Annotated in this window: 22 protein-coding genes; 10 read left to right on the top strand and 12 right to left on the bottom strand. The window is 71.6% G+C overall.

Annotated elements, in window-relative coordinates; all coding sequences use genetic code 11:
* Positions 1-2: 2 nt before the first annotated feature.
* The 3 genes from ACFY0O_RS14705 (at position 3) to era (ending at position 3,445) form a co-directional block, all read left to right on the top strand.
* A complete protein-coding gene (locus ACFY0O_RS14705) occupies positions 3-1,001 on the top strand; it encodes a GlxA family transcriptional regulator (RefSeq protein ID WP_388946980.1) in 999 nt (332 codons plus the stop codon).
* Between the two features lie 148 nt (positions 1,002-1,149).
* Positions 1,150-2,292 (top strand): beta-xylosidase, encoded by a 1,143-nt coding sequence (locus ACFY0O_RS14700; protein WP_388946978.1) that lies wholly within the window; start codon positions 1,150-1,152, stop codon positions 2,290-2,292.
* Between the two features lie 202 nt (positions 2,293-2,494).
* On the top strand, positions 2,495-3,445 hold the full coding sequence (era, locus tag ACFY0O_RS14695) for a GTPase Era (RefSeq protein ID WP_385529032.1): 951 nt from the start codon (positions 2,495-2,497) through the stop codon (positions 3,443-3,445).
* A 24-nt stretch (positions 3,446-3,469) separates the two neighbouring features.
* Here the strand turns inward: era and ACFY0O_RS14690 are convergent, their stop codons facing one another.
* The 4 genes from ACFY0O_RS14690 to ACFY0O_RS14675 form a co-directional block, all read right to left on the bottom strand.
* Positions 3,470-4,138 (bottom strand): SAM-dependent methyltransferase, encoded by a 669-nt coding sequence (locus tag ACFY0O_RS14690; RefSeq protein ID WP_388946975.1) that lies wholly within the window; start codon positions 4,136-4,138, stop codon positions 3,470-3,472.
* A gap of 112 nt (positions 4,139-4,250) precedes the next feature.
* Positions 4,251-4,442, bottom strand: coding sequence for a hypothetical protein (locus ACFY0O_RS14685; protein WP_388946974.1), 192 nt, complete (start codon positions 4,440-4,442; stop codon positions 4,251-4,253).
* A gap of 31 nt (positions 4,443-4,473) precedes the next feature.
* Complete coding sequence (locus ACFY0O_RS14680; RefSeq protein ID WP_358892980.1) at positions 4,474-4,746, bottom strand: protealysin inhibitor emfourin; 273 nt, start codon at positions 4,744-4,746, stop codon at positions 4,474-4,476.
* Positions 4,747-4,756: 10 nt separating this feature from the next.
* Complete coding sequence (locus ACFY0O_RS14675) at positions 4,757-5,836, bottom strand: M4 family metallopeptidase (RefSeq protein ID WP_388946972.1); 1,080 nt, start codon at positions 5,834-5,836, stop codon at positions 4,757-4,759.
* A gap of 365 nt (positions 5,837-6,201) precedes the next feature.
* Between ACFY0O_RS14675 and leuA the strand changes: the two genes are divergently transcribed.
* The 5 genes from leuA (at position 6,202) to ACFY0O_RS14650 (ending at position 12,806) form a co-directional block, all read left to right on the top strand.
* Positions 6,202-7,965: a 2-isopropylmalate synthase gene (leuA, locus tag ACFY0O_RS14670; protein ID WP_388946971.1), complete on the top strand. Its 1,764-nt coding sequence runs from the start codon at positions 6,202-6,204 to the stop codon at positions 7,963-7,965.
* A 212-nt stretch (positions 7,966-8,177) separates the two neighbouring features.
* The gene (locus ACFY0O_RS14665; RefSeq protein WP_388946970.1) at positions 8,178-8,873 is read left to right on the top strand and encodes a TerB family tellurite resistance protein; all 696 of its coding nucleotides are present in this window, start codon (positions 8,178-8,180) and stop codon (positions 8,871-8,873) included.
* A 560-nt stretch (positions 8,874-9,433) separates the two neighbouring features.
* Positions 9,434-11,116 carry a nucleobase:cation symporter-2 family protein gene (locus ACFY0O_RS14660; RefSeq protein ID WP_388946968.1) on the top strand — a complete coding sequence of 561 codons (1,683 nt, stop codon included), beginning with the start codon at positions 9,434-9,436 and terminating at the stop codon, positions 11,114-11,116.
* A gap of 98 nt (positions 11,117-11,214) precedes the next feature.
* Positions 11,215-11,961 carry a DNA repair protein RecO gene (recO, locus tag ACFY0O_RS14655; RefSeq protein ID WP_358892985.1) on the top strand — a complete coding sequence of 249 codons (747 nt, stop codon included), beginning with the start codon at positions 11,215-11,217 and terminating at the stop codon, positions 11,959-11,961.
* Positions 11,962-11,984: 23 nt separating this feature from the next.
* Entirely contained in the window at positions 11,985-12,806 is an 822-nt protein-coding gene (locus ACFY0O_RS14650; protein WP_358892986.1) for an isoprenyl transferase, read from the top strand.
* 91 nt (positions 12,807-12,897) lie between these two features.
* Here the strand turns inward: ACFY0O_RS14650 and ACFY0O_RS14645 are convergent, their stop codons facing one another.
* Genes ACFY0O_RS14645 through ACFY0O_RS14630 form a run of 4 tightly spaced genes read right to left on the bottom strand, consistent with a single transcriptional unit; the run spans position 12,898 to position 16,024 of the window.
* On the bottom strand, positions 12,898-13,341 hold the full coding sequence (locus ACFY0O_RS14645; protein WP_388946966.1) for a Fur family transcriptional regulator: 444 nt from the start codon (positions 13,339-13,341) through the stop codon (positions 12,898-12,900).
* A gap of 51 nt (positions 13,342-13,392) precedes the next feature.
* Complete coding sequence (locus tag ACFY0O_RS14640) at positions 13,393-14,259, bottom strand: metal ABC transporter permease (RefSeq protein ID WP_388946964.1); 867 nt, start codon at positions 14,257-14,259, stop codon at positions 13,393-13,395.
* Positions 14,259-15,059, bottom strand: coding sequence for a metal ABC transporter ATP-binding protein (locus tag ACFY0O_RS14635; RefSeq protein WP_388946963.1), 801 nt, complete (start codon positions 15,057-15,059; stop codon positions 14,259-14,261). The genes ACFY0O_RS14640 and ACFY0O_RS14635 overlap by 1 nt, the downstream gene beginning before the upstream one ends.
* Complete coding sequence (locus ACFY0O_RS14630; protein WP_388946961.1) at positions 15,059-16,024, bottom strand: metal ABC transporter substrate-binding protein; 966 nt, start codon at positions 16,022-16,024, stop codon at positions 15,059-15,061. Before ACFY0O_RS14630 ends, ACFY0O_RS14635 begins: the two co-directional genes overlap by 1 nt.
* Positions 16,025-16,179: 155 nt before the next feature.
* Here ACFY0O_RS14630 and ACFY0O_RS14625 point away from each other — a divergent pair, with 155 nt between their 5' ends.
* Positions 16,180-17,562, top strand: coding sequence for a glycine--tRNA ligase (locus ACFY0O_RS14625; RefSeq protein ID WP_045946251.1), 1,383 nt, complete (start codon positions 16,180-16,182; stop codon positions 17,560-17,562).
* 74 nt (positions 17,563-17,636) lie between these two features.
* Here ACFY0O_RS14625 and ACFY0O_RS14620 read toward each other — a convergent pair whose 3' ends face one another.
* The 4 genes from ACFY0O_RS14620 to ACFY0O_RS14605 all read right to left on the bottom strand — a co-directional run bounded on the left by ACFY0O_RS14620 (position 17,637) and on the right by ACFY0O_RS14605 (position 21,823).
* Positions 17,637-18,356: a VC0807 family protein gene (locus ACFY0O_RS14620; RefSeq protein ID WP_388946960.1), complete on the bottom strand. Its 720-nt coding sequence runs from the start codon at positions 18,354-18,356 to the stop codon at positions 17,637-17,639.
* A gap of 145 nt (positions 18,357-18,501) precedes the next feature.
* Positions 18,502-19,095 (bottom strand): TetR family transcriptional regulator, encoded by a 594-nt coding sequence (locus tag ACFY0O_RS14615; protein WP_358892992.1) that lies wholly within the window; start codon positions 19,093-19,095, stop codon positions 18,502-18,504.
* Positions 19,096-19,116: 21 nt separating this feature from the next.
* On the bottom strand, positions 19,117-20,214 hold the full coding sequence (locus tag ACFY0O_RS14610; RefSeq protein ID WP_388946958.1) for an aldo/keto reductase: 1,098 nt from the start codon (positions 20,212-20,214) through the stop codon (positions 19,117-19,119).
* 67 nt (positions 20,215-20,281) lie between these two features.
* Positions 20,282-21,823, bottom strand: coding sequence for an MFS transporter (locus tag ACFY0O_RS14605; RefSeq protein ID WP_388946956.1), 1,542 nt, complete (start codon positions 21,821-21,823; stop codon positions 20,282-20,284).
* Between the two features lie 51 nt (positions 21,824-21,874).
* Between ACFY0O_RS14605 and dusB the strand changes: the two genes are divergently transcribed.
* Positions 21,875-23,017, top strand: coding sequence for a tRNA dihydrouridine synthase DusB (gene dusB, locus ACFY0O_RS14600; RefSeq protein ID WP_358892995.1), 1,143 nt, complete (start codon positions 21,875-21,877; stop codon positions 23,015-23,017).
* Positions 23,018-23,277: the final 260 nt, after the last annotated feature.

The raw sequence follows: 23,277 nt of genomic DNA, 5'->3' as shown, positions 1-23,277 counted from the left end.
CCATGGCCCCTGCCGCGAAGCCGCACCGCGTCGTCATCCTCGCCCTCGCCGGGCTGCTGCCCTTCGAACTCGGCATCCCGCACCGGATCTTCGGTTACGCCAAGAGCCCGGGCGGACGCCGCCTGTACGAGATCCTGACCTGCGGACTCGCCGCCGGGCCGGTCCGCACGGACGCCGACTTCGCCATCCACGTCGAGCACGGCCCGGAGCTGCTCGCCACGGCCGACACCGTGGTGGTGCCCGCCTCCTACGAGCTGGGGCCGGTCTACGAGGAGGGCCGGCTGACGGCGGGGCTCGCGGCGGCCCTCGCCCACATCCGGCCCGGCACCCGCCTCGTCTCCATCTGCACCGGCGGCTACGTCCTGGCGGCCGCCGGGTACCTGGACGGCCGGCCCGCCACCACCCACTGGGCCTCCGCCGAGCATTTCCAGCGGCTGTTCCCGGCCGTACGGGTCGACCCCGACGTGCTCTACACCGACGACGGGGACGTGCTGACCTCCGCCGGGGTCGCCGCCGGCGTCGACCTGTGCCTGCACATCGTCCGCCGCGACCACGGCGCGGCCGTCGCCAACGAGGCGGCCCGGCGGACCGTCGTGCCGCCCCACCGGGACGGCGGGCAGGCGCAGTTCGTCTCCCGGCCCGTGCCGGAGCCGCAGCGGTCCAGCACCGCGGCCGCGCGGGCGTGGGTGCTGGACCGGCTGCACGAGCCGCTCCCGCTGAGCGACCTGGCCCGGCAGGAGGCCATGTCGGTACGGACCTTCACGCGCCGTTTCCGCCAGGAGTCGGGGGTCAGCCCGGGGGAGTGGATCACCGGCCAGCGGGTGGAGCGGGCGCGGCAGCTGCTGGAGCGGACGGAACTGCCGATGGAGGCGGTGGCGCGGGAGGCGGGCTTCGGGACGGCGCAGTCGCTGCGCAAGCACGTCCAGGCGGTGCTGGGGGTGAGCCCGACGGCCTACCGGCGGACGTTCCGGGCCGCGGGGGCCGAGGCCGCCGGTTCCTGACGCTGCGTCAGCTTCTGCCGTCCGTGCGCATTGACTTCTCCCGCCGCCCGCCCGTGAATGGCCCTCTGGCAGGGCGGGGCGGCGGGAGGGGGCCGGGCGGATGAGGAGCGGGGCGCGCCGCGGGAGGAGCCGGGCGGCGGTCGCGGGCATGGCCGTACTCGCGGCCACCGCCGGGGGAGCGCTGGGGGCGCCGGCGGCGGCCGACGGTGAAACGCCCCCGGGGCGGGTGGAGTTCCCCACGCACTGCCTGCCGGACGCCGAGGGGCCGACGGCGGCCCGGATCGAGGTGGACGACCCGGCGCCGCGGGCCGGCGACACGGTGACGGTGACCTACCGGCTGGACCGGACCCCCCTGCCGCCCCCGGCCGAGGGCGCCCTCCCCGCCCCGACCGGGCGGATCCTGCTGGGCGGGGCCCAGACCGGCGAGGTGCCGGTCGCTGCCGCGGGCGGATCCGGGGGCGCGGTCATGAAGGGGAGCTTCGTCGTCACCGGGGGCGGCCCGATCACCCTCACCCCGGGCGGCTACGCGCTGGCGGGGGCCGCCTGCGCGGCGGCCGGGCCGTCGGCGCCGGTCGCGGCGCGGCTCACCGTGGCCCCGCTGCCCCTCATGAACCTGCGGGGCCTCGCCCTCGGCGCCTCGTACGGGGAGCCGGGCGCCCGGGTCCGGGTCACGGGGGCCGGGTTCACGCCGGGGGCGGCCGTGACGGTCGCCGGCCGCGCGGGCGCCGCCGGGACGGCCGACCGCGCGGCGGCCACCGCGGACCGGTCCGGGGCGTTCACGGCGGAGCTGGTGGTGGCGGACCCCGGGACGACGGGGGTCGTCGCCTACGAGGGCGCGGCCTGGTCGGCGGAGCGGGGTGCGCGGCCGGAGGCGTACACGGTCGTCGAGCCGGTCCCCGCCGTGGGCTCGCTGACGATGACGCAGGCCGGGGCGGCGATCACGCTGGGCGCGGTCGGGTACGGGGGCGCGGCGGGCGCGGCCGGCCGGATCGGGACGGTGACGGTGGTCGACACGCGGGGTCCCGGTGCGGGGCGGTGGACGTTGCGGGGGAGGCTGACGGGGTTCACCGGGGCCGACGGTGCCCCGGTCCCCGGCGCCTCGCTGTCGTGGAACCCGGTGTGCGGGGGCGGGTGCGGCGCCGGTCCCGCGGGGGCGGTCGGTGCGGAGGGGGCGGTGCTCGCCTCGGGGGAGGGCGGCCGGTTCACGGTCGACGCGCCGGTCACCCTGCGGCTGCCCGCGTACACCCGGCCGGGCGCGTACCGGGCGACCCTGACCCTCACCCTGTCCTAGCCCGACCCACCGCCCGGCTGCCGCTGCGCGGGGCCATGAATAGCCCCGCCGGCGTTTGAGGCGACGGGCGCGCAGCGCACGCACGGGGTCCGGGGCGGAGCCCCTGGGAACGGTGGAACGGCGGGTCGGGGACAGCCCGCGCAGCGGCACCCGGCACCCCTGCGGGGCGGGCTGGTCGGCGGGCAGGGCGGCATCGGGGAGAATGGCCCGTATGAGCGATCGTTCCCCCGAGCCCACCGCCCCGCACCGCGCGGGCTTCGCCTGCTTCGTCGGCCGCCCCAACGCGGGCAAGTCGACCCTGACCAACGCGCTGGTGGGCACCAAGGTCGCGATCACCTCGAACCGGCCCCAGACCACCCGCCACACCGTCCGCGGCATCGTGCACCGCCCCGACGCCCAGCTGGTCCTCGTGGACACCCCCGGTCTGCACAAGCCGCGCACCCTGCTCGGCGAGCGGCTCAACGACGTGGTGCGCACCACCTGGGCCGAGGTCGACGTCATCGGCTTCTGCCTGCCCGCCGACCAGAAGCTCGGCCCCGGCGACAAGTTCATCGCCAAGGAGCTCGCGGGGATCAAGAAGACCCCCAAGATCGCCATCGTCACCAAGACCGACCTGGTCGAGTCCAAGCAGCTGGCCGAGCAGCTCATCGCGATCCAGCAGCTCGGCGCCGAGCTCGGCATCGAGTGGGCCGAGATCGTCCCCGTGTCCGCCGTCGGTGACACCCAGGTGCAGCTGCTCGCCGACCTGATCGCCCCGATGCTGCCGGAGAGCCCCCCGCTCTACCCGGAGGGCGACCTCACCGACGAGCCCGAGATGGTGATGGTCGCGGAGCTGATCCGCGAGGCCGCGCTGGAGGGCGTCCGGGACGAGCTCCCGCACTCCATCGCCGTCGTGGTCGAGGAGATGATCCCGCGCGAGAACCGCCCGGCGGACCGGCCGCTGCTCGACATCCACGCCAACGTCTACATCGAGCGGCCCAGCCAGAAGGGCATCATCATCGGCCCCAAGGGCTCCCGCCTGAAGGAGGTCGGCATGAAGTCGCGCAAGCACATCGAGGCGCTGCTCGGCACGCCGGTCTTCCTCGACCTGCACGTGAAGGTCGCCAAGGACTGGCAGCGGGACCCCAAGCAGCTGCGCAAGCTCGGCTTCTGATCCCGATCCCGGCGCGGTCCCGGCTCAGGCCAGGCGGCGGACCGTGAGGGTGTTGTCGTAGCCGTGCCCGGGCCGGTCGGCCTCCGTGCCGACCCGCTCGTGCTCGGCGCAGACCAGCACCTCCCAGCCGTCCTCGGGCAGCTCCAGGCCGGCCAGCACCTCCTCGGGGGTGGGGAAGTGCAGGTCGGGGTGCGGGTTCTCGGCGCCCGGCGCCGGGCCGCCGTGCCCGGCCACCAGCAGGACCCCGCCGGGGGCGACGGCCGCGGCGGCGGTGCGCAGGATCCGCTCGCGGGGCATCTCGCCCGGGCTGTGCAGGAAGCAGGCCGCGACCAGGTCGAACTCCCCGGCGGGGAAGGACTCCCCGAGGTCGTGGCGCTCGAAGGCGATCCGGTCGGCCACGCCCGCCTCGGCGGCGTGCCCGGCCGCCCGTTCCAGGGCGACGGGGGAGATGTCGGTGCCGGTCACCGTCCAGCCGCGTCCGGCCAGCCAGACCGCGTCGGCGCCCTCGCCGCAGCCGAGGTCCAGGGCCCGGCCGGGGGCGAGGCCGGCGGCCTCGCGGACCAGCACGGAGTTGGGCCGGCCGCTCCAGATCCGCTCGCTCTCGCGGTAGCGGGAATCCCAGAACGCCTGGCCGGCCGCCTCGACGCGGTGGCCGTGTTCGTGCTCGTGGTGGGTGGGGGAGGGGGTGGGCACGCGGTCTCCTCGGTGGGTGCGGTGAGCGCCTGTACGGACACCGCCGATGCTCCGCCCCCGCCCGTGACCCGGGCAAACCTTCTTGCCGTTTCCGCAAAAAAGCGGCTGAGGCTCAGGCGTCAGGCCGCCGGACGTGCAGCCCCGCCGCTTCCACGGCGGCCCGCAGGGAGGGGCTGTTTTCGGCCACCCATGCGAACGCTTCGGGCACCTCCAGCTCCCGCTGCCCCTCCAGCACCTTCCGTACGTCGGCGGGGGTGGCCTCGGGGCCTCCGAGCGAGGGCCGGGGCCGCCGGGCCCGGGGCATCCCGTTACCGCCCGGGCCGGGGGCCCCGCCGCTACGCGCCTTCCTTCAGCACCCGCGTGATCAGGCCGCGCTGGGCGTCCGTGAGGTGGGGGTCCTGGCAGGACACCGTCCGCCCGTCCACCGTGATGAGGTAGGCGAACCCGTCGCGGACCCCGCCCGGTCCCTCGGCGGCCAGGGGGTGGGGGGTCAGGGCCAGCTCGGCCAGGTCCCGCCACTCCTGCTCGTCGGGCCGGCCCGAGGTGTCCACCTCGGCCCGCCGCTCGATGCCCGCGAATCCGCCCGTCCGCACCACTTCGATCTTCATGTCCCCATTCCTACCCCAGGCCGACGGCCGCCCAGGCCTTCTGGAGCGCCTGGTGCTCGGCGCCGCCCTCCCCGTACCGGGCGACGGCCGCGGCCGTCGACAGCCGGGCGAAGTCCTTGAAGTCCGCCCGGGACTCCAGCTGCCCGCCGGTCAGGGTGTCGTACCAGATCTGCCCGGCCCGCTCCCAGGCCTTGCCGCCCAGCTCGGTCGCCACGACGTAGAAGGCGTGGTTGGGGATGCCGGAGTTGATGTGGACGCCGCCGTTGTCGCGGGAGGTGGTCACGTAGCCGTCCATCGTGGCCGGCTGCGGGTCCTTGCCGAGCTCGTCGTCGTCGTACGCCGTCCCCGGCGCCTTCATCGAGCGCAGCGCGACCCCCGTGACGTTGGGCCCGAGCAGCCCGGCGCCGATCAGCCAGTCCGCCTGGTCCGCCGTCTGGCCGAGGGAGTACTGCTTGATCAGCGAGCCGAAGACGTCCGACATCGACTCGTTGAGGGCGCCGGACTGGCCGTGGTAGTCGAGGTTGGCCGTGTACTGGGTCACCCCGTGGGTCAGCTCGTGCCCGATGACGTCCACCGACACGGTGAAGTCGAGGAACAGGTCCCCGTCCCCGTCGCCGAAGACCATCTGCTGCCCGTCCCAGAAGGCGTTGTCGTAGGCCTCGCCGTAGTGGACGCTCGCGTCCAGCGGCAGGCCGGAGCCGTCGATCGAGTGCCGGCCGTAGGCCTTGAGGAAGAGTTCGTACGTGGCGCCCAGCCCCGCGTACGCGCGGTTGACGGTGGCGTCCTTGGAGGCGTCGGCCCCCTCCGCGCGGACCTTCTTCCCGGGCAGCCGGGTGTGGTGCTGGGCGTCGTAGATCGTGCGCCGCGGGCCCTCGACGGGGGACGGGTCCGCGTCGGCCGGGACGATCCCGCGGACGGTGCTGATCCGGCGCCGGGTGCGCAGGAGGGCGTCGGTCTCCAGGGTGCGCTGGGCGGCGTCGGCCCGGGTGGAATCCGTGGACCGGGCGACCTCGTCCAGCAGGTGCGGCGGCACCACGGTGCAGAAGACGGGGTGGTGGGGGGTGTGTCCGTGGGAAAGGAAGGCATCCATGCCCGGAAATGTGGCAGTGGGTGATGTCTCTGTCACTAGCGGCGAGCATGATTCATTCGGTTGTCTCAAAGCCGACGCGCCGTGTTGACGGATCCGCCGGACCTTGCGGGATGAAGGGCGTCTTGGGTCACAAAGGGTGTAAATCGGACGCGGCGGTCTTGCATACTGAAACAGGTCCTCGCGACACGGCGCGGCTCGGTTAGGCTCGGCCCATCATGCGTTTCGGGCTGCTTCTCCTTAGCTGCCGCGGCGAGGGTCTGTAGTCGTAGGCCGGCCCCCTCCCCGCGGAGTTTGGTGTTGCGGTTTTCACTACCGCCGTCGGCCGTTCAGCGAACTACACGCGGACACGCGAGGAGCCCAACGCCATGAGCCAGCAGCCTTTTGTCGGTCGCCCCACGCCCATCACCAACGCGACCCACACCCAGAAGCCCTCCGGGATGCCCATCCACAAGTACGGCCAGTACGAGCAGGTGGACATCGCCGACCGCACCTGGCCGGACGCCCGCATCACCAAGGCCCCGCGCTGGCTCTCCACCGACCTGCGCGACGGCAACCAGTCGCTGATCGACCCGATGACCCCCGCCCGCAAGCGCGAGATGTTCGACCTGCTGGTGCGCATGGGCTACAAGGAGATCGAGGTCGGCTTCCCCTCCTCCGGCGAGACCGACTTCGCCTTCGTGCGCTCCATCATCGAAGAGGGCGCGATCCCGGACGACGTCACCATCTCCGTACTGACCCAGGCCCGCGAGGACCTGATCGAGCGGACCGTCGAATCGCTGGTCGGCGCCAAGCGCGCCACCGTGCACCTGTACAACGCGACCGCCCCGACCTTCCGCCGGGTCGTCTTCCGCGGCTCCAAGGAGCAGATCAAGCAGATCGCCGTCGACGGCACCCGCCTGGTCATGGAGTACGCCGACAAGCTGCTGGGCCCGGAGACGACCTTCGGCTACCAGTACAGCCCGGAGATCTTCACCGACACCGAGCTGGACTTCGCCCTGGAGGTCTGCGAGGCCGTCTGCGACGTCTGGCAGCCGGCCGAGGGCCGCGAGATCATCCTGAACCTGCCCGCCACGGTCGAGCGCTCCACGCCCTCCACCCACGCGGACCGCTTCGAGTGGATGGCCCGCAACCTGACCCGCCGCGAGCACATCTGCATCTCCGTGCACCCGCACAACGACCGCGGTACCGCCGTCGCCGCCGCCGAGCTGGCCCTGATGGCCGGCGCCGACCGCATCGAGGGTTGCCTGTTCGGACAGGGCGAGCGCACCGGCAACGTCGACCTGATCACCCTGGGCATGAACCTGTTCTCCCAGGGCATCGACCCGCAGATCGACTTCTCGCAGATCGACGAGATCCGCCGCACCAGCGAGTACTGCAACCAGATGGAGGTCCACCCGCGCCACCCCTACGCGGGCGACCTGGTCTACACCGCCTTCTCCGGCTCCCACCAGGACGCCATCAAGAAGGGCTTCGACGCCATGGAGGCCGACGCGGCCGCCCGGGGCAAGACCGTCGACGAGATCGAGTGGGCCGTCCCGTACCTGCCGATCGACCCGAAGGACGTCGGCCGCTCCTACGAGGCCGTCATCCGGGTCAACTCCCAGTCCGGCAAGGGCGGCATCGCGTACGTCCTGAAGAACGACCACAAGCTGGACCTGCCGCGCCGCATGCAGATCGAGTTCTCGCGGATCATCCAGGCCAAGACCGACGCCGAGGGCGGCGAGGTCACGCCGAAGGCGATCTGGGAGGTCTTCTCGGACGAGTACCTGCCCAACCCCGAGAACCCGTGGGGGCGCATCCAGCTGCGTTCCGGCTCCACCACCACCGACAAGGACGGCACCGACACGCTGACCGTCGAGGCGGTCGTGGACGGCGTGGAGACGGTCCTGAACGGCACCGGCAACGGTCCGATCTCGGCCTTCTTCGACGCGCTGGCCGGCATCGGCGTGGACGCCCGACTGCTGGACTACACCGAGCACACGATGAGCGAGGGCGCCTCCGCCGTGGCCGCCTCGTACATCGAGTGCGCCATCGACGGCCGGGTCCTGTGGGGCATCGGCATCGACGCCAACACCACCCGTGCCTCCCTGAAGGCGGTCATCTCCGCCGTCAACCGCGCGGGCCGCTGAACCACCCCTGACGGAGCCCCGCCCCTCCAGCCGGAGGAGCGGGGCTCCGCCGCGTTCCGGGGCCGTCCGAGGGCCCGCCGGCCGGGGGCGCAGATCGGCCAAGTGCGCCCCCGGGGCCATGTTGTCTTGTCGCACGACTGACGCACACTCACCGATGTGGCTAACATCACGCCAACCCGGCGTCGTTGCCCGGGGAGTTACGGAGGTGCGACGTGCTGCCAGTTCGGGGTGGGAACGGCCGGAAGCTGACGCTCTGGGGCATCCGTACCAGCTGGAACACCGTGGGCGACGGGGAGTTCTTCTGCCCCGGCTGCGGTGGTGACCGCAACTACCGCCGGCGCACCGGGCGCCGCCGCTTCACCGTGCTCGGCCTGCCGGTGCTGCCGCGCGGGCAGGCCGGACCCGTCGTCGAGTGCCAGGCCTGCCGCGAGCGCTTCGGCACCGAGGTGCTGGACCACCTGACCACCACCCGGTTCTCCTCGCTGCTGCGCGACGCCGTGCACACCGTGACGCTGGCCGTGCTCGCCGCGGGCGGGACCTCCTCGCGCAGCGCGCTGGAGGCCGCCGTGACGGCCGTACGGGGCGCCGGCTTCACGGACTGCACCGAGGAGCAGCTGGAGTCCCTCGTGGAGGCGCTGGCCACCGACGAGGGCCGGCTGGGGCTCTACGACGGACCCGAGTGCTGCGGGGCGGCGCTGTCGATCGAGCTCCACGAGGCGCTGGAACCGCTCGCCGCGCACCTGGCCGGCCCCGGACGTGAATCGATCCTGCTGCAGGGCGCGCGGATCGCCCTCGCCGACGGGCCGTACATCCCGGCCGAGCGCGAGGTGCTCGCCACCGTGGGCGCGGCGCTGCGGATGGGCTCGGACGAGGTGGCCGGGCTGCTGTCGGCGGTGCGGGCGCCCTGACGCGCCCCTCCCGTGTGCGGATCCGGGCCCGGCGGAGTCTTTTCCGCCGGGCCCGGACGCGTTTTCGGGGTGGAAATCCCGGCATGTGGGCGGTTGTGGAGTAACGATTCGGCCGTACCGGCCGGAAACAGAGATCCGAAGCGTCCGTTTCGGGGGTGGAGTACCCCATTCCGTACACGAATTCCGGATTCCGGACGGCCGGAACGGGGTCCTCCGATGTGCGCGTCCGCATACACGTGAACCCGCAAATCCCCTGTCAGGGAAGGGAACTGCGCAGGTGCGCGGGGAGAACGGCGGGCTTCAGGACCGGATTCCCATACTCCTGTCCACGGCGCCCCGCCATGGGAGAAACCTCCAGAGAGAGCGTTCCGGATCGGCCACACTTTGTCGGAGTGTCCGATACCTGTGAGCCCTCCCACAGGCGTTCAATTCCGGTCACACGACGAGATCTGCGTGTTCCCACTGACAACCCCGGCGGACCAACGGGTTAGCGACCCACTCCGGCCAGGGGATAACCAGCTTCCTCTCAATTACCTACCTCCTTGAAGGGCAAGGCAGAGATGGCACGTGTCGCCGCCCGGCTTTCCGCAAGCGGAGAGCAGAGCTCGCACCCGGTCGACGAGGTGCTCCCCCTCCCCAAGCTCGCGCTGTACGGCTTCCAGCACGTACTCGCCTTCTACGCCGGCGCGGTGATCGTCCCGATCATCGTCGGCAGTGCGCTGAAGCTGAGCCCTGAACAGCTGGTCTACCTGATCAACGCGGACCTCTTCACCTGCGGCATCGCCTCGATCATCCAGGCCTTCGGCGTCGGCCGCGTCGGCGCCCGGCTCCCGCTGATCCAGGGCGTGACCTTCACCGCGGTCTCCCCGATGATCGCCATCGGCCTCGGCGCCGGCGGCGGAACCGCCGCCCTGCTGGTCATCTACGGCGCGGTCATCACCGCCGGCATCGCGACCTTCGCCTTCGCCTGGCTGCCCGCCAAGGCCTTCCGCGCGGTCATGCGGCTGTTCCCGCCGGTCGTCACCGGCACGGTGATCACGGTCCTCGGCATCGTCCTGATCCCCGTCGGCCTCAAGGACGCGGCCGGCGGCGCCCCGACCGTGGCCGACGGCGGCGTGCCCACGCAGCTGGCCTACGCCGGCGGCACCATGCTCTTCATCCTCGTCCTGATGAAGTTCGGCGGCCCGTTCCTGCGCAGCATCGGCATCCTGCTCGGCCTGGTCGGCGGCACGGCCGTCGCCTTCCTGCTCGGCGACGCCAAGTTCGGCGACGTGGGCAGGTCCGACTGGATCGGCGTCACCACCCCCTTCCACTTCGGCGCCCCGAAGTTCGAATGGTTCCCGATCCTCCTCATGCTGATCGTCATGCTGATCACCATGGTCGAGACGACCGGTGACACCTACGCCGTCGGCGACATCGTCGGCAAGGAGGTCGACAGCGAGACCGTCGCCCGCGCCCTGCGCGCCGACGGCGCCGCCACCGCCCTCGGCGGCATCCTCAACTCCTTCCCGTACGTCGCCTTCGCCGAGAACGTCGGCCTGGTGCGGATGACCAAGGTCAAGAGCCGCTTCGTGGTCGTGGCCGCCGGTGTCTTCATGATCGTCCTCGGCCTGATCCCCAAGGCCGCCGCGATCGTCGCCTCCGTCCCGCCGGGCGTCCTCGGCGGCGCCGCCACCGTGATGTTCGGCATGGTCGCCCTCGCCGGTATCCAGACCCTGGCCAAGGTGGACCTCAAGGAGGAGAAGAACGCCCTGATCGTCGGCGTCTCCCTGGCCTTCGCGCTCTTCCCGGCCACGGTCCCGGCCTACTTCGACAAGCACATGAGCCCGGACGTGTCCTCGCTCCTCAACAGCGGTGTGACCCTCGGTGCCACCGCCGCCATCGTCCTGAACCTGGTCTTCAACGGCCTGGCCAAGGACGACGCGCAGACGGCCGCCCCGGCCGAGGCCCTCGCCGAGGCGCTGGCCGAGACCCTGACCGGGCGCGCCGAGGTACCCGCCCAGCCGGCCGCCGCCCCCGCGACCGCCGAGAAGGGCCCGGCCAAGGACGCCGCCGAGCCGGACGCCGCGAAGGACTCCGTGAAGGATTCCGCGACGGTTTCCGCGAAGGACTCCGCCCAGCCGGCCGCCGCCGAGGAGGGCTCCGCCAAGCCGGGCGGCTCCGTCAAGCCGGACGCCGCCGAGGACGGCGCGGCCGGGGCAGGGGCCGAGGAGGCCGACGCGGCGGGGGCCCCCGCCGTCTGACCGCCGCCCCACCGAACCTCCCAAGGGGTGCCGCCCCCGTCCGGACGACCGCTCCGGACGGGGGCCGGTGCTGTCCGCGCACGGGGGACAATGGGCCCATGAGTCTCTTCCGCGACGACGGCATCGTGCTGCGCACCCAGAAGCTGGGAGAGGCGGACCGCATCATCACGCTGCTCACCCGCGGCCACGGCCGCGTGCGGGCCGTCGCCCGCGGAGTACGGCGCACGAAGTCCAAGTTCGGCGCCCGGCTTGAACCTTTCTCCCACGCCGACGTGCAGTTCTTCGCCCGGGGCAGCGAGCTGGTCGGCCGCAGCCTGCCGCTGTGCACCCAGACCGAGATCATCGCCCCCTACGGCAACGGCATCGTCACCGACTACGCCCGCTACACCGCCGGCACCGCCATGCTGGAGACCGCCGAACGCTTCACCGAGAACGAGGGCGAGCCCGCCGTGCAGCAGTACCTGCTGCTGGTCGGCGCCCTGCGCACGCTCTCGCGCGGCGAACACGAGCCGCACCTGATCCTCGACGCCTTCCTGCTGCGCTCCCTGGCCGTCAACGGCTACGCGCCCAGCTTCGACGACTGCGCGAAATGCGGCATCCACGGCCCCAACCGGCACTTCTCCGTCGGCGCGGGCGGGGTCATATGCGGCGACTGCCGGGTCCCCGGAAGCGTCGTACCATCTGCTGAGGCCATCGGGCTGCTCAGCGCCCTGCTGACGGGGGACTGGCCGACGGCCGACGCGGCGGAGCCGCGGCACGTGCGCGAGGGGAGCGGACTCGTCTCCGCCTATCTGCACTGGCATCTGGAACGCGGGCTGCGTTCCCTGCGTTACGTAGAGAAGTGACCGAGATCGGAGACCGAAGCGCCATGGCAGTACGCGGATTCCTGGGACTCTCCCGCCGTGAGTACACGATCCCCGAACCGCACCCGACCGGCGCCCGCCCGCCGAGGATCCCGGGCGAGCTGGTCCCGGAGCACGTCGCGATCGTGATGGACGGCAACGGCCGCTGGGCCAAGGAGCGGGGCCTGCCGCGCACCGAGGGCCACAAGGTCGGCGCCGAACGCGTCCTCGACGTCCTCCAGGGCGCCATCGAGATGGGCGTCAAGAACATCTCCCTGTACGCCTTCTCCACCGAGAACTGGAAGCGCTCGCCCGACGAGGTCCGCTTCCTGATGAACTTCAACCGGGACTTCATCCGCAAGACCCGTGACCAGCTCGACGCCCTCGGCATCCGGGTGCGCTGGGTGGGCCGCATGCCCAAGCTGTGGAAGTCCGTGGCCAAGGAGCTCCAGGTCGCCCAGGAGCAGACCAAGGGCAACGACAAGCTCACCCTGTACTTCTGCATGAACTACGGCGGCCGCGCCGAGATCGCCGACGCCGCGCAGGCCCTCGCCGAGGACGTGAAGGCCGGCCGGCTGGACCCCTCGAAGGTCAACGAGAAGACCCTCGCCAAGTACCTCTACTACCCGGACATGCCGGACGTGGACCTGTTCCTGCGCCCCAGCGGCGAGCAGCGCACGTCCAACTACCTGATCTGGCAGAGCGCCTACGCCGAGATGGTCTTCCAGGACGTCCTGTGGCCGGACTTCGACCGGCTCCACCTGTGGGACGCCTGCCTGGAGTACGCCAAGCGCGACCGCCGCTTCGGCGGCGCGGTCCCGAACCAGCCGGAGGGCTCCGAGAGCTGACCCCCGGATACGCCTCCGCCGCCGGACCCCCGAGGGGCCGGCGGCGGAGCCGTACGACATCGGCCGGATCCCGACCGGTGTTCGACCGGAATCAGACCCTTTCGGACGAGCCGGCGGCCGCGCAGTCCGCGCAGGTGCCGAAGATCTCGACGGTGTGGGCCACGTTCACGTAGCCGTGCTCGGCGGCGATGGCCTCCGCCCACTTCTCCACCGCGGGCCCCTCCACCTCGACCGCCTTGCCACACTTGCGGCACACCAGGTGGTGGTGGTGATCGCCCGTGGAGCAGCGCCGGTAGACGGACTCGCCGTCGCTGGTGCGCAGCACGTCCACCTCGCCGGCGTCCGCCAGGGACTGGAGGGTGCGGTACACGGTGGTCAGGCCCACGGAGTCGCCGCGGTGCTTGAGCATGTCGTGCAGCTCCTGGGCACTGCGGAACTCGTCCACCTCGTCCAGCGCCGCCGCCACGGCGGCCCGCTGCCGGGTGGATCGCCCTCGTACTGGCGCGGTATTCGTCTCGCCAGGCGCAGTCGCCACCGGTTCCTCCTCGTTTCGGCCTCGCCTCATTGTGCCAGGCGGCCGGTCGTCCTAGACCTTCACGTCGTCCCGGGTGCAGACCTCCTCGGCGGCCCGGGCGGCCTTGGCACGGCGCCTGGCCAGGGGCGTGGACAGGGCCGTCGTGGCCACGAAGACGGCGATCGCGAGCAGCACGATCGTCGCGCCGGACGGCGCGTCGATGTAGTAGGTGGCGGCCGTGCCGCTCAGCGAGACCACCACGCCGATCGCCATCGCCAGCGACAGGGTCGCGGCGAAGCCGCGGGCGACCCGCTGGGCGGCCGCGACGGGGATCACCATCATGGCGCTGACCAGCAGCAGGCCCACGATGCGCATGGCCACGGTGACGGTGACGGCGGCGGTGACGGCCATCAGCAGGTTCAGCGCGCGCACCGGCAGGCCGGTGACGCGGGCGAACTCCTCGTCCTGGCTGATCGCGAACAGCTGGCGGCGCAGGCCGAGGGTGACGGCGATGACGAAGGCGGCGAGGATCACCACGGCGGTGACGTCCTCGGGAGAGACGAAGCTGATCGAACCGAAGAGGTAGCTGTTGAGGTTGGCGGTGGAGCCGCCGGGCGCCATGCTGATGATCATGACGCCGCCGGCCAGGCCGCCGTAGAAGAGCATGGCGAGCGCGATGTCCCCGCTGGTCTTGCCGCGGGAGCGGATCAGCTCCATGCCGACCGCGCCGACGATCGCGACGAGGGTGGCCATCCAGATCGGGCTGGTGCCCAGCAGGAAGCCCAGGGCGACACCGGTCATGGCGACGTGGCCGATGCCGTCGCCCATGACCGCCTGGCGGCGCTGGACGAGGTAGGTGCCGATCGTGGGGGCGGTGATGCCGACCAGCGCGGCGGCGATCAGCGCCCGCTGCATGAAGGGTTCGTGCAGGATGTCCATCAGCTCAGCAGTCCCGTCCGCAGGGGCTCGGCGTCGTGCGCCGCGTGGGGGTGTACGTGGTCGTGCCCGGGAAGGGCGTGCTGCCCGACGGCCTCGGGCGGCGGGCCGTCGTGGACGACGCAGCCGTCGCGCAGGACGACGGCGCGGCCGATCAGGGGCTCCAGCGGGCCCAGCTCGTGCAGGACGAGCAGGACGGTGGTGCCGGCGGCGACCTGCTCGCGCAGGGCGTTCGCGAGGACCCCCTGGTTGGCCAGGTCCACCCCGGCCATCGGCTCGTCCATGATCAGCAGCTCGGGTTCGACGGCCAGCGCCCGGGCTATGAGCACGCGCTGGTGCTGTCCGCCGGAGAGGGCGTTGACGGAGGCGTCGGCGTACGCGTCCATGTCGACCAGGGCCAGGGCGCGGTCGACGGCGGCCTTGTCGGCCTTGCGCAGGATCCCGAAGCGGGAGCGGGCCAGGCGGCCGGAGGAGACGACCTCGCGGACGGTGGCCGGGACGCCGCTGGCGGCGGTGGTGCGCTGGGGGACGTAGCCGATGCGCGACCACTGGCGGAAGCGCCGGAAGTCGGTGCCGAAGAGGGAGAGGGTGCCGTCGCTGAGGGGCACCTGGCCGACCACGGCGCGGACGGCCGTGGACTTGCCGGAGCCGTTGGCGCCGAGCAGGGCGACGACCTCGCCCCGGTGGACGGTGAGGTCGACCCCGCGCAGTACGGGGCGGGAGCCGAGCGAGGCCGTGGCCCCGCGCAGGGATATGACGGGCTGGTCGTCGTCCGCCGGCCGGGGTGTCGTCGCAGATGTCATCACTTCGCTCCGAGGGCCTTCTGGAGGTTCTTCAGGTTGGACCGCATGACCTCGAAGTAGTCGGCGCCCTGCGACTTGCCGGTGATCCCCTCAAGGGGGTCGAGGACGTCGGTCCGCAGCCCCGTGTCCCGGGCGAGGGTCTTGGCCGTCTTGTCGCTGGCCAGGGCCTCGAAGAACACGGTGGTGACATTGTCCTTCTTCGCCACGGCCTGGAGTTCCCTCATCCGGGCCGGGCTGGGTTCGGCCTCGGGGTCGACGCCGGAGATGCCCTCCTGGTCGAGGCCGTAGCGTTCGGCGAGGTAGCCGAAAGCGGAATGGGTGGTGATGAAGGTCTTGGAGGCCGTGTTCTTCAGGCCCTCCTTGAACTCGCCGTCCAGTGCGCCCAGTTTCGCCACGAGGTCGTCCGTGTTCTTGCGGTAGTCGGCCGCGTGGGCGGGGTCGGCCTTCTCCAGGGTGGCGCCGAAGCCCTTGGCGATCTCCGCGTACTTGACCGGGTCGAGCCAGACGTGCGGGTCCTCGCCCGCCTCGCCGTGGGAGTGGTCGTGTTCCCCGTCGGCGTGGTCGTGGTCCTCCTCGCCGGAGGTGCCGTGTACCTCGAGCCGGGTGAGCGTGGCCGCGTCCACCACGTCCTTCACGCCGGACTGGGCGACGGCCTTGTCGACGGCGGGCTGCAGGCCCTTGAGGAAGAGGACCACGTCCGAGTCGCCCAGCCCGCCGATCTGCCGGGGGGTGAGCTCCAGGTCGTGCGGTTCGACGCCCGGCTTGGTCAGGCTGGAGACCTTCACGTGGTCCCCGCCTATCCGCTCGGCGAGGAACTGCAGGGGGTAGAACGACGCCGTCACGCTCAGCCTGCCGTCCTGGTCCGCGCCCGCCGCGCCCGCCCCTGAACAGGCGGTGAGGGCCGTCCCGGCCAGGGCGACGGCGCCGGCGAGAGCGGCGGTGGGTATGAGGCGTCGTACGTTCATGACATCCATTTTCATCAAAGATGGAAACCGTTGTCAAAAAGCCAGGTGGGGGGCCCGGAGGAGCATGCTGGAAGGGGGTACCGACTTGAAGTGGAGGGTGCGGGCGCCGGTAACCTAAAGCCTTCGCCGTTCGTCCTCGTAATGAAGAGAGCACCGTGGCCGCCGACAAGATCGAAACCCTCGTCAGCCTGAGCAAGCGCCGTGGCTTCGTCTACCCCTGCAGTGAGATCTACGGCGGCTCCAGGGCTGCCTGGGACTACGGCCCGCTGGGTGTCGAGCTCAAGGAGAACATCAAGCGCCAGTGGTGGAAGGCCATGGTCACCGGGCGTGAGGACATCGTCGGCATCGACTCCTCCGTGATCCTGGCCCCCGAGGTCTGGGTGGCCTCCGGCCACGTCGCGACCTTCTCGGACCCGCTGACCGAGTGCACCTCCTGCCACAAGCGCCACCGCGCCGACCACCTGGAGGAGGCCTACGAGGCCAAGCACGGCCGCCTCCCCGAGAACGGCCTGGCCGACGTCAACTGCCCCAACTGTGGCGTGAAGGGCCAGTTCACCGAGCCGAAGCAGTTCTCCGGCATGCTGGAGACCCACCTCGGCCCGACCCAGGACACCGGCTCCAAGGCGTACCTGCGCCCCGAGACCGCCCAGGGCATCTTCACCAACTTCGCCCTCGTGCAGACCTCTTCGCGCAAGAAGCCGCCGTTCGGCATCGCGCAGATGGGCAAGTCCTTCCGCAACGAGATCACGCCGGGCAACTTCATCTTCCGCACGCGCGAGTTCGAGCAGATGGAGATGGAGTTCTTCGTCAAGCCGGGCGAGGACGAGCAGTGGCAGGAGTACTGGATGCAGGAGCGGTGGAACTGGTACCGCGGCCTCGGTATGCGCGAGGAGAACATGCGCTGGTACGAGCACCCGAAGGAGAAGCTGTCCCACTACTCGAAGCGCACCGCCGACATCGAGTACCGCTTCAACTTCGGCGGCAACGAGTTCTCCGAGCTCGAAGGCGTCGCCAACCGCACGGACTACGACCTCAAGGCCCACTCCGCCGCGTCCGGCCAGGACCTCGTCTACTTCGACCAGGAGTCGAAGGAGAAGTACACCCCGTACGTCATCGAGCCGGCGGCCGGTGTCAACCGCGCCATGTTCGCGTTCATGATCGACGCGTACGTCGAGGACGAGGCCCCGAACGCCAAGGGCGCCATGGAGAAGCGCACCGTGATGCGCTTCGACCCGCGCCTGGCCCCGGTCAAGGTCGCCGTCCTGCCGCTGTCCCGCAACGCGCAGCTGTCGCCGAAGGCCAAGGGCCTCGCCGCCGACCTGCGCAAGAACTGGAACATCGAGTTCGACGACGCGGGCGCCATCGGCCGCCGCTACCGCCGTCAGGACGAGATCGGTACGCCGTTCTGCGTCACCGTCGACTTCGACACCCTTGAGGACAACGCGGTGACCGTGCGCGAGCGCGACACCATGAAGCAGGAGCGCGTCTCCCTGGACCAGATCCAGGCCTACCTCGGCAGCCGCCTGCTCGGCTGCTAGGACCTGCACGAAAGACCGGTGGCCCGGTGCGCGGATCGCGCGCCGGGCCACCGGTCTTTTCGCGGCCGCGGCCGTCAGGCCGCGGGGCTCCCGGCCTGTCCGGCCGCGGCGGTGGCCGCCGCGGCGGCCCGCTTCTCGCCCTCCGCCTTGGTGCGCTTGACGAAGCCGACCGTCCACAGGGCCAGGCCGCCGAGCGTGCCGTAGATCAGGAACGGGCTGATGGTCACCATGGTGGAGGTGTCCAGGACGTACGACAGGGCGACCCGGACGGCCGCCTCGATCAGGTAGACCACGCCCCACACCAGGGTCATGCGGCGCTGGGCGTTGCGGAAGCCCTCGTACTGCCACAGGCCGTTGTAGTACGCCACGCCCGCCGGGGTGCCGTCCGTGCCGAACTTCCGGCCGAAGTAGAACATCAGCGGACGCGGTGCGAGCAGCGTGGCCAGGCACAGGAGGCCGAACAGCCCCGTGACGGCGGAGTCCTTGACCAGCAGGGCACGGGTGGAGTTGGCGCCGACGAGGGAGACGGCGGCGGTGATCGCCAGGAACACCAGGGTGACGATGGCGAACTCGTCCAGCTTGCGCCGCCAGGCCACCATGATGGCGCTGTCGAGGACCGGCCAGGCGCCACTGACGAGCAGGGCCGAGGCCTCGCTCCAGCCGTGGTCGTCGACGAGCGTGTTGTAGGTGACGATCGGCGCGACGATGCTGAGGGCGATCGTCAGGATCAGGCCGATGGCGGCGGCTCCGCCGGAGCGTGCGGGAGGTGAGGGCTGTACTGCTGCCGTGGACAAGGTTCCCCCTGGAACGTGCTGAGTAGTGCGGTAAGGGGACCGTAAGGAACTGTCACTGACATGTACAAGTCGACACGGCTCAAAATGATCGCCAAGCCGTGCGGAGCGTCGAATTCCGCACAACGGGGCGCGCGGCCGCGCCAGTTCAGGCGCGCAGGCCCCTGATGACCAGCCCGACGACGGCCTCGAACTCCGCCGTGATCGTGGGGGAGAGCCACTCCGACACGTACTGCGGGTCATGGAAGCGGCCCGTGGCGTCGAAGACGGCCCGCGCGGCGGCCGGCACGTCGGGCGCGGCCAGGGTGCCGGCGGCGACACCCTCGGCGATGATCCGGGTCAGCTGGTCGATCAGCTCCGTCAGGTGCGCGTCGACCACCCCGCTGTTCTCGCCCAGCAGCACCGTGTAGGTCGCGAACAGCTCCGGGTCGTCGCCCGCCTTGTGGCGCTTGGCCTCGAAGAGGGCCTCCAGCCAGGACTCCAGCTTGGAGGGGGCCGTCTCGCCCGGCGCCGACGCGATCCCTTCCAGCATGACCACGCTCTTGGCGAGCCAGCGGTCCGTCACGGCCTCCCGCAGCGCCGCCTTCGAGGGGAAGTGCCGGTAGACGCTGCCGTGGCTGACGCCCAGGGCGCGCGCCACGTCCACGACGGTGGCCTTGGTCGGGCCGAAGCGGCGCAGCACCTCCTCGGTGGTCTCGAGGATGCGCTCGGGGGTCAGGGGCTCGGCAGCAGCGGAGGGCATGGGTACGACCGTACCGCCAGCTCAGTGCTCGCTGTCGAGGTGGGCCATCTGCGCGGCCGGATACCGGTCGCCGGACGCGGCCCCCGCCGGCACCGCCGCCTCGATGGCGGCCAGGTCGGCGTCGCCGAGCTCGACCCGCAGGGCGCCGAGGGCCTCGGTCAGCCGGTCCCGGCGGCGGGCACCGACCAGGGGCACGATGTCGACTCCCTGCCGCGGGCCCTGGGCGAGCACCCAGGCGATCGCGATCTGGGCGACGCTCACGCCCTTCTCCTCGGCGACCTTGCGCAGGGCCTCGACCAGGTCGAGGTTGCGGCCGAGGTTCTCGCCCTGGAAGCGGGGGCTCATCCCGCGGAAGTCGCCGGGGGCGAGGGCGCGGTCCCGGCTGAAGTGCCCGCTGATCAGGCCTCGGGACAGCACGCCGTACGCCGTCACGCCTATGCCGAGTTCGCGGGCGGTGGGCAGGATCCGGTCCTCGATGCCGCGCGAGATCAGCGAGTACTCGATCTGGAGGTCCGAGATCGGGGCCACCGCCGCGGCCCGGCGCAGGGTGTCCGCGCCGACCTCGGAGAGGCCGATGTGCCGTACGTGCCCCGCCTGGACGGCCTCGGCGATGGCGCCGACGGTCTCCTCGATCGGGACGTCGGGGTCGACGCGGGCGATCCGGTAGACGTCGATGTGGTCCCGGCCGAGCCGCTGGAGCGAGTAGGCCAGGAAGTTCTTCACGGCCTCGGGGCGCCCGTCGTACCCGGTGAATCCGCCCTCGACCGTACGCAGGGCGCCGAACTTGACGCTGGTCAGCGCCCGCTCGCGGGCGGCGGCCGGGGCGGTGCGCAGGGCCTCGTTGATCAGCAGCTCGTTGTGGCCCATGCCGTAGAAGTCGCCGGTGTCCAGGAGCGCGTCCATGCCCTCGGGGGCGGCTTCCAGGAAGGCGTGGAGGGTGGCCAGGGACTCGGTCCGGTCGGCCTCGCCGTAGAGCGCGGACATGCCCATGCAGCCCAGACCCAGGGGGAAGACGGACGGCCCGGTGGCGCCGAGGCGGACGGCGGCGGGGACGGATGCGGCAGTGGACGCGGAGGTGGACGCGGAGGTGGACGCGGAGGTGCTCTCGTTCGTGGTCATGGAACAAGAGTGGCATGACGGATGACAGATTTCAATATCTGTCACCCCACGGGGTCGGCCGGGGGCGTCAGCCCGCCGGAGCCGGCCCCGGGGCCGGGGGCAGTCCGCCGTCCATCCGCGGGCCCGGGGCCTGGCCCGGCGCCGGGGGAGGAGGGGGAGGGGGAGAGGCCGGGGCGGTCGTCGACGGCTCCAGCTCCCGCGCGGTCCGCAGCGCGGTGGCATGGGCCCACGGGCCGGTGGTGACCGCCCCCACGACCAGCACCAGGACCGCGCAGCCCGTGATGATCCACCACGCGGGCCGGGTCGCCGTCGCGAAGTCCGCGCCGCCCGAGGTCCCGGCCGCCAGCACCGCCCCGATCACCGCCACGCCCAGCGCCCCGCCGGTCTGCCGGCTGGTGGAGGCCACCGCGGCCGCCACCCCCGCCTGGGAACGCGGCATCCCGGACACCGCCGTGTTGGTGATCGGGGCGTTGACCAGGCCGAAGCCGATGCCGAAGAGGACGTAACCGGTGAACATCAGCGGAGTCGAGGCCTCCGCCGAGAACGCCGCGAACAGCAGCCCGCTCGCGCCCATGGCCACCCCCGACACCAGCAGCGAGGGCCGCGGCCCGTGGTTGGCCACCAGCCGCCCCGAGACCGGCGCGCACAAGAAGGCCATCGCGGCCATCGGCAGCATGTGCAGCCCCGCGTCCAGCGCGTTCAGCCCCCGCACCTCCTGGAGGTAGAGGGTGGTCAGGAAGAGGAACCCGGAGAGCGAGGCGAAGGTGCTCACCGCGATCACGGTCGCCCCGCTGAACGGGGCGCTGCGGAAGAACCGGGGGTCGATCAGCGGGTCCCGGCGCCGGGACTCGTAGAACAGCAGCCCGCCCAGCGCGGCCGCCGCCCCCAGCGCGCACGCCAGGATCGGCGGCGAGCCCCAGCCCTCGGACGGCGCCTCGATGATCGCGTACGTCACCCCGCCCAGCAGCGCCACGACGAGCAGCTGCCCCACCGGGTCCGGCCGCCGCGGCCGCTCGGAGCGGGACTCCGGCACGAACCGCAGGGTCAGCGCCAGGGCGGCCAGCCCGACGGGCAGGTTGACCCAGAAGATCGACCGCCACCCCACCGAGTCCACCAGCAGCCCGCCGATCAGCGGACCGGCGGCCATCGAGATGCCGACCACCGCGCCCCAGACGCCGATGGCGCGGGCGCGCTCCTTCGGATCGGTGAAGGTGTTGGTGATGATCGACATTGCGACGGGGTTGAGCATGGCCCCGCCGACGGCCTGGACCATCCGGAAGACGATCAGCCAGTGCAGGCCGGGCGCCAGGGAGCACAGCACCGACCCCGCCGTGAACAGCACCAGCCCCAGGGCGAAGACCTTCCGCCGCCCGACCCGGTCCGCCGTCGACCCGGCCAGTATCAGCAGCGAGGCGATGACCAGGGTGTACGCGTCGATGGTCCACTGCATCCCCGAGACCGACGCGTCGAACTCGCGGCGCATCGCCGGCAGGGCCACGTTCAGGACGGTGTTGTCCAGGCTGACGATCAGCAGGCTCATGCAGCAGATGCCCAGGACGAGCAGGCGGTGCCGACGGCTCCCGTGATCCACGCCACTGATGTGATGCATACCGCCGATCGTACGAATAAGCAGGGGACGGCGCTGCGGGACAATGGGGGGATGACCACGCTTCCCGCCCCCCTCGCGATCGGCCCGCACACCGTGCAGCCCCCCGTGGTGCTCGCGCCGATGGCCGGCATCACCAACGCCCCCTTCCGGACCCTCTGCCGCGAGTTCTCGGGCGGCAAGGGGCTGTTCGTGAGCGAGATGATCACGACCCGCGCCCTGGTCGAGCGCAACGAGAAGACCATGCAGCTGATCCACTTCGACGAGAGCGAAAAGCCGCGGTCGATTCAGCTGTACGGGGTGGACCCCGGCACGGTCGGCAAGGCGGTCCGCATGATCGTGGAGGAGGACCGCGCCGACCACATCGACCTCAACTTCGGCTGCCCCGTCCCCAAGGTCACGCGCAAGGGCGGCGGCTCGGCCCTCCCCTACAAGCGGCACCTGCTGCGCGCCATCCTCCGCGAGGCCGTCGCGGGCGCCGGCGACCTGCCGGTGACCATGAAGATGCGCAAGGGCATCGACGACGACCACCTCACCTACCTCGACGCCGGCCGGATCGCCGTAGAGGAGGGGGTCACCGCCATCGCCCTGCACGGCCGCACGACCGCCCAGCACTACGGCGGCACCGCCGACTGGGAGGCCATCGCCCGCCTCAAGGAGCACGTGCCGGAGATCCCGGTGCTCGGCAACGGCGACATCTGGTGCGCCGAGGACGCCCTGCGCATGGTCCGCGAGACCGGCTGCGACGGCGTGGTCGTGGGGCGCGGCTGCCTGGGCCGCCCGTGGCTGTTCAACGACCTGGTCGCCGCCTTCGAGGGCCGCCCGGAGGACTTCCTCAAGCCCACCCTGCGCGAGGTCAAGGCCGCCATGCTGCGCCACGCGCAGCTGCTGGGGGAGTGGATCGGGGACGAGGCGCGCGGGGTGATCGACTTCCGTAAGCACGTCGCCTGGTACCTCAAGGGGTTCTCCGTCGGCTCGGAGATGCGCGGGAAGATGGCGGTCGTCTCCTCCCTGGCCGAATTGGACGCTCATCTGAGCGAGCTCGACCTGGACCAGGCCTGGCCCGACAGCGCGGACGGCCCGCGCGGCCGGACGTCCGGAAACAACCGGGTTGTCCTGCCGGACGGCTGGCTGAAGGATCCGTACGACTGCGCCGGTGTGAGCGAGGACGCCGAGCTGGACACGTCCGGAGGCTGACAAATCGCCCTGCGGCGTGCGTGATATACGCCACGCATGGGAGAGGTTTCGCTCAGATGAGCGCGCAAGTCACGGGTAAGACTTCCAAAGGGTGGCACTGGGTGCCACCCTTTGTTCGTTCAAGAGTTGAACGCAAATGTATCGATGATCGCTCATCCGAGCGCAATCTAGCGGTTCTGGGCACCTCACCCTTCGGGATGTGAACGCTGTTCGGAGGTTCTCATTACCGACCGGTTACTTTCGATACGGTGGCGCACGGG

Origin of the sequence: Streptomyces sp. NPDC001594, assembly GCF_042893675.1 — a bacterium.
Taxonomy (GTDB): domain Bacteria; phylum Actinomycetota; class Actinomycetes; order Streptomycetales; family Streptomycetaceae; genus Streptomyces.
The sequence above is the reverse complement of the archived record's forward strand: the minus strand, read 5'-3'. Positions and strand labels throughout refer to the sequence as shown.

Bases quoted from the DNA above. Each gene is read 5' to 3' on its own strand.
- ACFY0O_RS14680 (WP_358892980.1), bottom strand. From the start codon at position 4,746: ATGAAGATCGAAGTGGTGCGGACGGGCGGATTCGCGGGCATCGAGCGG.
- ACFY0O_RS14635 (WP_388946963.1), bottom strand. From the start codon at position 15,059: ATGACATCTGCGACGACACCCCGGCCGGCGGACGACGACCAGCCCGTC.
- leuA (WP_388946971.1), top strand. From the start codon at position 6,202: ATGAGCCAGCAGCCTTTTGTCGGTCGCCCCACGCCCATCACCAACGCG.
- ACFY0O_RS14675 (WP_388946972.1), bottom strand. From the start codon at position 5,836: ATGGATGCCTTCCTTTCCCACGGACACACCCCCCACCACCCCGTCTTC.
- ACFY0O_RS14630 (WP_388946961.1), bottom strand. From the start codon at position 16,024: ATGAACGTACGACGCCTCATACCCACCGCCGCTCTCGCCGGCGCCGTC.
- ACFY0O_RS14650 (WP_358892986.1), top strand. From the start codon at position 11,985: ATGGCAGTACGCGGATTCCTGGGACTCTCCCGCCGTGAGTACACGATC.
- ACFY0O_RS14660 (WP_388946968.1), top strand. From the start codon at position 9,434: ATGGCACGTGTCGCCGCCCGGCTTTCCGCAAGCGGAGAGCAGAGCTCG.
- dusB (WP_358892995.1), top strand. From the start codon at position 21,875: ATGACCACGCTTCCCGCCCCCCTCGCGATCGGCCCGCACACCGTGCAG.
- era (WP_385529032.1), top strand. From the start codon at position 2,495: ATGGCCCGTATGAGCGATCGTTCCCCCGAGCCCACCGCCCCGCACCGC.
- ACFY0O_RS14685 (WP_388946974.1), bottom strand. From the start codon at position 4,442: ATGCCCCGGGCCCGGCGGCCCCGGCCCTCGCTCGGAGGCCCCGAGGCC.
- ACFY0O_RS14640 (WP_388946964.1), bottom strand. From the start codon at position 14,259: ATGGACATCCTGCACGAACCCTTCATGCAGCGGGCGCTGATCGCCGCC.
- recO (WP_358892985.1), top strand. From the start codon at position 11,215: ATGAGTCTCTTCCGCGACGACGGCATCGTGCTGCGCACCCAGAAGCTG.
- ACFY0O_RS14615 (WP_358892992.1), bottom strand. From the start codon at position 19,095: ATGCCCTCCGCTGCTGCCGAGCCCCTGACCCCCGAGCGCATCCTCGAG.
- ACFY0O_RS14605 (WP_388946956.1), bottom strand. From the start codon at position 21,823: ATGCATCACATCAGTGGCGTGGATCACGGGAGCCGTCGGCACCGCCTG.
- ACFY0O_RS14610 (WP_388946958.1), bottom strand. From the start codon at position 20,214: ATGACCACGAACGAGAGCACCTCCGCGTCCACCTCCGCGTCCACCTCC.
- ACFY0O_RS14700 (WP_388946978.1), top strand. From the start codon at position 1,150: ATGGCCGTACTCGCGGCCACCGCCGGGGGAGCGCTGGGGGCGCCGGCG.
- ACFY0O_RS14705 (WP_388946980.1), top strand. From the start codon at position 3: ATGGCCCCTGCCGCGAAGCCGCACCGCGTCGTCATCCTCGCCCTCGCC.